The organism is Peloplasma aerotolerans (assembly GCF_030012175.1).
Taxonomy (GTDB): domain Bacteria; phylum Bacillota_I; class Bacilli_A; order Acholeplasmatales; family Acholeplasmataceae; genus Peloplasma; species Peloplasma aerotolerans.
Genome location: NZ_JASCXW010000049.1, coordinates 1 through 7,107 on the forward strand (window position 1 = coordinate 1; position 7,107 = coordinate 7,107).

General features: G+C 31.4%; 9 protein-coding genes. 6 read left to right on the forward strand and 3 right to left on the reverse strand.

The genetic code is table 11. The features are described 5' to 3' along the window. Positions 1-49: 49 nt before the first annotated feature. Genes QJ521_RS09075 through QJ521_RS09085 form a run of 3 tightly spaced genes read right to left on the reverse strand, consistent with a single transcriptional unit; the run spans position 50 to position 3,011 of the window. Complete coding sequence (locus tag QJ521_RS09075) at positions 50-826, reverse strand: DUF1295 domain-containing protein (RefSeq protein ID WP_430757355.1); 777 nt, start codon at positions 824-826, stop codon at positions 50-52. Continuing rightward, positions 826-2,601 carry a DAK2 domain-containing protein gene (locus QJ521_RS09080; protein ID WP_282840166.1) on the reverse strand — a complete coding sequence of 592 codons (1,776 nt, stop codon included), beginning with the start codon at positions 2,599-2,601 and terminating at the stop codon, positions 826-828. Before QJ521_RS09080 ends, QJ521_RS09075 begins: the two co-directional genes overlap by 1 nt. Before the next feature lie 8 nt (positions 2,602-2,609). After that, positions 2,610-3,011 (reverse strand): DUF2177 family protein, encoded by a 402-nt coding sequence (locus tag QJ521_RS09085; protein WP_282840167.1) that lies wholly within the window; start codon positions 3,009-3,011, stop codon positions 2,610-2,612. 196 nt (positions 3,012-3,207) lie between these two features. Between QJ521_RS09085 and lplA the strand changes: the two genes are divergently transcribed. The 6 genes from lplA to mgsA form a co-directional block, all read left to right on the forward strand. Beyond that, positions 3,208-4,197: a lipoate--protein ligase gene (lplA, locus tag QJ521_RS09090; RefSeq protein ID WP_282840168.1), complete on the forward strand. Its 990-nt coding sequence runs from the start codon at positions 3,208-3,210 to the stop codon at positions 4,195-4,197. Positions 4,198-4,305: 108 nt separating this feature from the next. Continuing rightward, positions 4,306-5,028 carry a hypothetical protein gene (locus QJ521_RS09095; protein WP_282840169.1) on the forward strand — a complete coding sequence of 241 codons (723 nt, stop codon included), beginning with the start codon at positions 4,306-4,308 and terminating at the stop codon, positions 5,026-5,028. Between the two features lie 86 nt (positions 5,029-5,114). Continuing rightward, positions 5,115-5,546: a YceD family protein gene (locus QJ521_RS09100; protein WP_282840170.1), complete on the forward strand. Its 432-nt coding sequence runs from the start codon at positions 5,115-5,117 to the stop codon at positions 5,544-5,546. 11 nt (positions 5,547-5,557) lie between these two features. After that, positions 5,558-5,749 (forward strand): 50S ribosomal protein L32, encoded by a 192-nt coding sequence (gene rpmF / locus QJ521_RS09105; protein ID WP_282840171.1) that lies wholly within the window; start codon positions 5,558-5,560, stop codon positions 5,747-5,749. Positions 5,750-5,839: 90 nt separating this feature from the next. Further along, positions 5,840-6,742 (forward strand): 16S rRNA (cytosine(1402)-N(4))-methyltransferase RsmH, encoded by a 903-nt coding sequence (gene rsmH, locus QJ521_RS09110; RefSeq protein ID WP_282840173.1) that lies wholly within the window; start codon positions 5,840-5,842, stop codon positions 6,740-6,742. Between the two features lie 3 nt (positions 6,743-6,745). Next, a partial coding sequence (gene mgsA, locus QJ521_RS09115; RefSeq protein WP_282840172.1) for a methylglyoxal synthase occupies positions 6,746-7,107 on the forward strand: 362 nt, incomplete at its 3' end.

The following is a 7,107-nucleotide window of genomic DNA, read 5'->3' on the forward strand; positions in this document are numbered from 1 at the left end:
TTTTTTATAAAAAAACTGCATCAAGATTTTCATCTTCATGCAGTTAAACTTATTTCTTAGGAGGTAATGGAAAGAATACGCTTGTTCTACTTGCATATTCTTGAAACAGTGGATTATCTTTATATTTCTTTTCTAGCATTGGAACACCAGAAACATAAAGTAGTAAGTAAGTAATAAAAATAGGTCCAACAATACTTAATAGACTATAGCCATTTAATGTTGATAATGAAATAATCCATATTGCCCACCACATCAACGCTTCACCAAAGTAATTAGGATGTCTTGTATATCTCCAAAGTCCTGACTGCATAATTTTGCCTTTATTTCCAGGATCTTTTTTAAAGTTCTTTAGCTGAGCATCACCAACAGCCTCATAATAAAAACCAATGATCCATAAAATAACACCAACACCTAAAATGATATAACCAATCATTTCCATTTCAAAGGTTAAATAATTAACGAGTTGGATTGGCAATGAAATGATATATAAGAATGTCATTTGAAGCATAAAAACGATAAGATAAGCTTTTATTTTTTGATGACTTCCCCACTTTTTTCTCATGTCGACATAACGATAATCTTCAGGTTTATTCCAATTTCTTATACCAATGTAGAAAAACAATCTAAAGCCCCATAAAGCAACTAAACCTGTAATTACTAGTGCAGGTATTGAATAATCACCTTGATAGACAAGGCTGCTAATCGCAACGACAATAAAACCTAATCCCCATGCCATATCTGCTAAACCATTGTTTTTTTTAATCTGTGCAATGATAAAGAAAATGTTAAAAAATATAAACAATGCGACTGCATTAGCTAAAAACATCATTTGTCGTCACTCCTAATATAAGCGATTGCAACAGTACCAAGACCAGCATTCATTGCAACCACAGTTGAGATGTCCATAACATACTCAGGTTTTTTCCCAATCACAGCTTCAAAATATTCAGCATACTCTTTAGCACGACTTTCTGCGTTAGCGTGTACGATAGCAAACCTTTCAATGCCATATGTTTTTTGAACTTCTTCAACATGCTTCTTTATTTTTTTATTACTTGAACGAATACTTAATGATTTATCAAAGATAATACCCTTACCTTCTTCATCAATTGAAATCACGGGTTTCAAGTTCAAAATTTTTCCAATAATTCCTGTAACTTTTGATACACGTCCAGATCTAACCATATATTTTAAAGTTTGAACGCTAACAAGAATTTTTGTTTTTGATGTTAAAGATTCGATTTTTTCAACAATTTCATCAAATGGAAGTCCTTGTTCGATATATTCAGCAGCTCTTAAAACAAGTAAACCTTCAGCTCCTGAGTTTTGTTTTGTGTTGATAATTTTGATTTTAGCATCCTGAAATTTACTAGCAGCTTCAACAAATGCATTGTATGTTCCGCTCATTTCTTTTGAGATGGTTAAGACCATAATTTCTTTATAATAAGTGGTTAAGAATGAGAAGAAGTTTTCTAAGCTTCTTAAATTGGGTTGACTTGATGTTGGGTAAACCTCTAGACTGTCCATCATGTCATAAAAACGAGAACTCTGAATAGTAATTTTATCATAGTAAATTGAATCATTCATCAATAATTCAATAGGTATCATATGAATTTGATATTTGTCAAAATATGAGGATGGTAAATCAGCAATTGAATCTGTAACAAGTGCAATAGGATATTTTTTATGGTTTGCAGCTTCGAATTGTCTTTTCATATCATCAACTTTTTGTTCAATAATTCTACCTTTATCATCAAGGTATTCAAAGACTTGATCAGGTAGATCACTATGGATATGAATTCTAATGGTTTTATCACTACCAGCGACAACTAATGAGTCTCCAAATTGTTCTAAATCAACTTTCATTTGCTCAACATCGAGATTTTTACCTCTTAATAAAGCTTCTGTACAATAGCGGAACTGTGAATCTTCTAGATGGTCAACATGTAGCTCTTCAACAACTTCATGATTGTGTGCATGCATATCGACATCTTCGCCCTTCAAGGCTTTGATGAAGCCTTCAATAAAATGAACAAACCCCTTAGCACCAGCATCTACAACATTGTTTTCCTTTAAAACTGCTAATTTCTCAGGAGTTCTAGCAAGTTCTTCAACAGCAATCTCATATCCTTTACTCATTAAATCAACAAAATTTTTAGCAATGCTTTTAAACTGATTGAGGGCATCAACAAAAGCCCGCATAACGGTAATCATTGTTCCTTCAACAGGTTTTGTGATTGATTTATATGCGTAATTTGCTCCATTTGTTGCACTTTCAATAAAAACATCTTGATTGATAACATCATCTTTGATATTTATAGAAAAACCATAGATGTATTGAGCGAAAATAATTCCTGAATTACCTCTTGCTCCTACGATGGCAGCGTCAGCAATCGATTGAATTGTCTCTTCACTTGTTTCTCCCAATTTTGATAATTCAATAATACTATTCATCATAGATGCTAGATTACTTCCTGTATCACCGTCTGGTACAGGAAATACATTAATTGAATTTAATGCATTTTTCTCTTGAATTACATTTTTAGCTCCAATAATAAACGATTTGTAAATTAATTCATTTGTTAGTTGATAAGTTGTCATAAGTCACCTCAAAATATTAGATTATATATTAAATACGATATAGTGCTAGTCGAAGCTCCTAAGAAAGTTCCCCAAACAAGATCAATGATTGTGATTTGTATAGGCCAATCCTTTAAAGTTGCTAAGTTTGTCAAGTCATATGTAGCATAAGTAATAAATCCAAATAATGCACCTAATAATACTGCTTTCCATATATTGCCTTGGTCAAGTGCTGGCATTAAAACAAATATCACTAAACCACCAATAAATAGAAGATAAAAAACAATAGCAGCAACCCAATTTACATCAGGTCTGAGCAGGTGTCCTAAATATCTTTGATACAGATTTTTTGCAACAATGCCTAACCAAAATAAATCAATAGCGAAAAAAATAATAAAAGATATTCCATACAATTTCAAAAAAGTTAACATTTGTTTTCCTCCTATTTTTTATAAGTTAATTATAACATTATTAAATTAAAAAAATTAAAATAACGCCTATATTTAATAAAAGTATAACTCATGAGCATTTAGCTGATAAAATATAAAATAAGTCTTCTAAAAGGTTAAATCTATTTTATCGTGTTATAATTTAAATAAATAATATTTAAATGTAGTGGAGGTCATTATGATACTAATAAGACATAATAATGAAGGCAACTTAAAACCATATTTTTACTTTGCTCTTGAAGAATATGTGCTAACAAAGTTACTTAAAGATAGCGAAACGTATTTTTTCACATGGGAAATTCACGGTGTTGTTATCGGAAAAAATCAAGTTATTGAAAATGAAGTCAATTTACAATTTCTAAAAGAAAATCAAATTGATGTATATAGAAGACCAACTGGTGGTGGATGTGTTTATGCAGATCATAGAAACACAATGTTTTCAATTATCACTAAGAAAACAAACAAAGAATTCACTTTTAAAACATATTTATCAAAAATTATTGATTCGATGAAACTACTCAATATCGATATTGAGTTTAGCGGAAGAAATGATTTACTCTTTGAGGGCAAGAAAATTTCAGGTAATGCTTTTCTTCAAAATAAATATGGTATGTTAATGCATGGAACATTCTTATATGATTGTGACCTAGAAACAATGATAAGAGCTATTTCACCTAGTGATGAAAAATTAGTATCAAAAGGTATTGATAGTGTACGTTCAAGAGTAACGAATTTAAAACCATATTTAAATGGACTAACACAACAACAGCTTATCAAACATTTCGAAAATACGCTAACGAATCAGACGTATACATTAAATCAAGAAGAAATTGATTTAATTCACGAAATGGCGAAAAAATATGAGTCTAAAGAATGGATTTACAAAAAACAACCAGCTTACACAAAAATGTTGAAAAAAAGAATATCTGGTGGTCTTTTTGAAGTTAAATTGGATTTAGAAGAAGGCATAATCAAAAATATTGCTATCCAAGGTGATTTCTTTGATAAAATTCCCCTATCACCTTTTGAAGAACAATTTAACGGAAAACTATATGAGAGAAAGATTATTCATGGAATTTTGGCAAAAAACAAGATTGAAGATTATATACTTGATGCAAAAACCGAAGAGTTTCAAGAACTACTATATGAAGGTATCATTGGAGAATAAGCATATAAAATACTGAATTATTAAAGAATAGAATGAAAGTAACATAAAAGTTTGACGAGATATTAAGAATTTTGTTAAAATAGAGTAGAAGTGAAAGGTGGTAATGATATGAAAGAACCTAAGGAAAAGAAAACTAAAGAACCTAAAGAAAAAAAGGTAAAAGAGTCAATAGAAAAGAAAGTCAAAGAAACAAAGGAAAAGAAAATTAAAGTTCCTAAGGAAAAGAAAGCTAAAAAGATTAAAGATCGCCAAAAATGGACATCAAAATATTTCAAGAAATTTTCTGGTCGTGCAAGCGATAGTTATGATGAAATGTTACATCTTGATTATGACAGAGCTATTGAACGTGCAAAACAACTTTCTAGTATTATGGAATCTGAGTTTGACTCACCTATCGTTATCACAGTGCCAGATGCATTCGATAAAAATGGTCGAGTAACTTATAGATTGGATAAAAAAGAGGATGGAACCAGCTCTTTATTATATGATCAAGCTTTGGTGACCATACTATTCTTTGGTGATGACTCATTGTTTTATTACCAAGCTAATATTGATCATCGTAATGGCCACATCGCATTTGATATAGCTGGAGAATTTAATTATTTTGACGTTGTCCATATGGAAACTGCATTAAAATATGATAATGCTGATAATCCAAAATATATTACACTCGATCTTGAAGTAGGATTAGCTGATGGAACCATCGTACCATTCCATTTAAGAAACCATAGAATTCATGATGGTTATGATTTACCAACTTTATTGACCGCTTCAGAGCAAAAAGTTTTAGACGCTATTAAACGAAAAGTTCGTGAAAGTCGGATGCTTTAAAACAAGGATTTCACGTTATTAAAATATGTTGTATTCATTGACATTTGAATAAATATTATGTATAATACTTTCGTTGAGGTGATATTATGAGATTTTCATTAAATGAGATAAAAGAACATACCTCAATCAACTTCGTTTATGACTACTCAAAAGAGATTTCATCTGTTATCGACATATTATCTATTAAACCAGCAAAGATACATGGAGAGATCTATTTTAGTCAAAATGAGTTAAGACTGGATATCAACGTCGATGTCAACTTGGAGTTGGCATGCTCTAAAACATTAAAACCGGTGCCTTATGAAATGCATTTCGATGCAGAAATTTTATTCAGTGATTCACTTGAAGCAGATTTCCCATTAACGGACCCACTTGAGTTGACAGATATTATCTTCGGGTACATCGTATCCGAAAAGCCATATACAATCTATCACCCAGATGCAAAAGACATAATCTTCGAAGAAGAAAAACGTCCACATCCTGCATTTGCTGAATTAGATAAGAACATGAAAAAATAGGAGGTGAACAGATGGCTGTTCCATTTCGTAGAACGGGCAAAACTGCTAAGAGAAAAAGAAGAACTCACTTTAAGTTGACTGCCCCAGCATTAGTTGTATGCCCACAAACTGGTGAATTCACATTACCACACCGTGTAACACCTAACAGTGGATATTACAAAGGACAACTAGTTTTAACAAAAAAAGAATCCAAGAAGGATTGAGGAAGGGTGCCAATAGGCACCTTTTTCTTTGTGAAATTGACAAAAATAATAAATTCATATATAGTTAATATATGACATTAAAGAATTGAGATAACTATGAAACATGAGACAGTTTTAAAAGATGAAGCGATTCAGTATTTAAATATAAAACCAGGTGGTATCTATGTTGATGGCACATTAGGTGGAGCAGGACATTCTAAACGCATATTGGAAGCGTTAAAGGATGGTTTTTTGTATGCGTTTGATCAAGATGAGTATGCAATAGAATATGCAAAAAAAGTCTTAAAAGATTATAAGAACTACATGATTATTAAAAGTAATTTTAGAGATCTTAAGCAAAGATTAAATGATTTAGGGATACAAAAAATCGATGGTTTATTGTTAGATTTAGGATTATCATCTTTTCAAATTGATGATGAAACAAGAGGTTTCACTTATCTGAAAGACACATCATTAGATATGAGAATGGATCAAGATCAACTGTTAACAGCAGAAACGATATTGAATACATATTCAATGGAAGAGTTAGCACGTATATTCTTTGTTTATGGTGAAGAAAAAAATGGTTTTAAAATTGCTAAAAGAATCGTTGAGCAAAGACCATTGAAGACAACGATGGATTTAGTAAAAATTACAGATTCTGTTAATTATAAAGATAAAGGGCATAGCGCGAAACGTGTGTTTCAAGCGCTTCGTATAGCTGTTAATGATGAGCTAACGGTACTAGAGGAAGTCTTAAAAGATGCGGTTGAAATGTTGAATCTAGATGGAAGGTTGGTCGTTATCACCTTTCATTCATTAGAAGATCGGATTGTTAAACATTTTTTTAGAGATGAGAGTTCAAGTTCATTACCTAAAAATCTTCCAATTATCGATCTACCTGATGTAAAAACAGAGGTTCTAACTAAAAAACCGGTTTATCCAAGCGAAGAAGAATATATGCGAAACTCAAGAAGCAAATCAGCAAAATTAAGAGCTTTAAGGAAGAGGTAAAAGATGAGAATAGCATTGATTGCACACGATAAAAAAAAGGCTGATTTACTAGCCTTTGTTCAAGAAAACTTAGAAATATTTAAGAAGCATGAATTATATGCAACAGGTACGACAGGTTCAATTATAAATAGTCATACTATACTGCATATCAACTTGAAAAAATCTGGACCTATGGGTGGTGACCAAGAAATTGGCTCAATGGTTGCTAATGGTAAACTGGATATGATTTTCTTTTTTCGCGATCCATTAACTGCACAGCCTCATGAACCCGATGTTTCAGCATTATTACGGTTAAGTGACGTTTATCAAATTCCTTTAGCTACAAATATTGAAACTGCTAAATTATTCGTTGAAGCTGTAAAAAA